This window comes from Rufibacter ruber (assembly GCF_014138425.1).
GTDB classification, from domain to species: domain Bacteria; phylum Bacteroidota; class Bacteroidia; order Cytophagales; family Hymenobacteraceae; genus Nibribacter; species Nibribacter ruber_C.
Map to the genome: position 1 here is coordinate 1 of NZ_JACJIQ010000049.1, position 1,127 is coordinate 1,127.

3 protein-coding genes are annotated in these 1,127 nt (G+C 44.9%); all 3 read right to left on the reverse strand.

Annotated elements, in window-relative coordinates:
- Nucleotides 1–222: 222 nt before the first annotated feature.
- Entirely contained in the window at nucleotides 223–324 is a 102-nt protein-coding gene (locus FHS90_RS22915) for a hypothetical protein (protein WP_182514626.1), read from the reverse strand.
- A gap of 65 nt (nucleotides 325–389) precedes the next feature.
- On the reverse strand, nucleotides 390–755 hold the full coding sequence (locus FHS90_RS22210; RefSeq protein ID WP_182514625.1) for a DUF2200 domain-containing protein: 366 nt from the start codon (nucleotides 753–755) through the stop codon (nucleotides 390–392).
- Between the two features lie 153 nt (nucleotides 756–908).
- Nucleotides 909–1,127, reverse strand: a 219-nt coding sequence (locus FHS90_RS22345) for a hypothetical protein (RefSeq protein WP_220483139.1), incomplete at its 5' end; no start/stop codon positions are given.

The window sequence follows — 1,127 nt, forward strand, 5'->3', positions numbered from 1 at the left end:
GGGGCCGGGGGCGGAAGCCGTAGTAGTTTTCACACACCGCTAACAGTGCTTCTGCCCTTTTTTATCCTTCTACCTTAAAATGTCCGAAGTATTGCTTAAAAACAGCCCCAAAACAGGAGTGGAAAGCTCTGGCCTCCACAGCACCACCCCAAAGCATAAAAGAGCGTTACCCCAAGGGAGGAACAACACTCTTTTCATTAAAATTATTGGTATTGGCCACGGCTACGCCTTCCTCAGGCACGGGGCATTCAGCAGCATTGCTGTCCGGTTCAAGCGGCCTTCCAGTTCCTGGGCATTCTCAGGGAGGCGTAGGTTTTTGACTATGGTGCCTCTTTTCTTACTCCTTCTGAGTACTCTATTGCAAAGAGACTTTTCTGGCCAGCAATGGTTTACACTTGCCGCAGAATCTTCTCCATCTTCTTGCCTTTCGCCAACTCATCTACCAGTTTGTCTAAATACCGGACTTGCCTGGTTAGTTCATTTTCAATTTCTTCAATCCGGTAACCACAGATCACGCCCGTAATCTGAGGCGCCTTTGGGTTTAGTTTTGCTTTCTTAAAGAATGTTTCAAAGGTTACCCCCTCTTCTATCAGTTCTAGTAATTTCATCTCATCAAAACCTGTTAGCCAATTAATTACCTGATGCAGTTCATCTTTTGTCCTGCCCTTGCTCTCCACCTTTTTGACATACTGTGGGTAGACGGATGCAAATCTCATGTTTGCCATTCTTGCATCATGTTCTGGAGCGGTGCGCATACTATGGTTTCTGTTTAAATGTATAACCGTAGGCAGAATGATTGATTGCCAGTTTTTCTAATTTTTGTGTTTTCGGCCTGTTTTGGGAAAAGTAGCCCGGAAACAGGAAAACAAAGTTCGTCCGAATTCCTTTTGTCCGTTTTTGAGCTGTTTTCAGGAAATGAGGCCGAAATGCATTCTAATTGGTGGTAAACGCATTACCAATGATTTCTCTTGCTCAAACGCAGCGTCAATTCCTCTTTTACAACTTTTGCCGATAAAGTCGGGCGGCGTTAATTTTCTTTTGCTGAGGTAATCTAAGCTTTTGCCGGTCCACTTTTGCAGCAATTCCCGATTTTTCGTCGGCTTCTGCTGATTTTTTGCTTGCCGCCG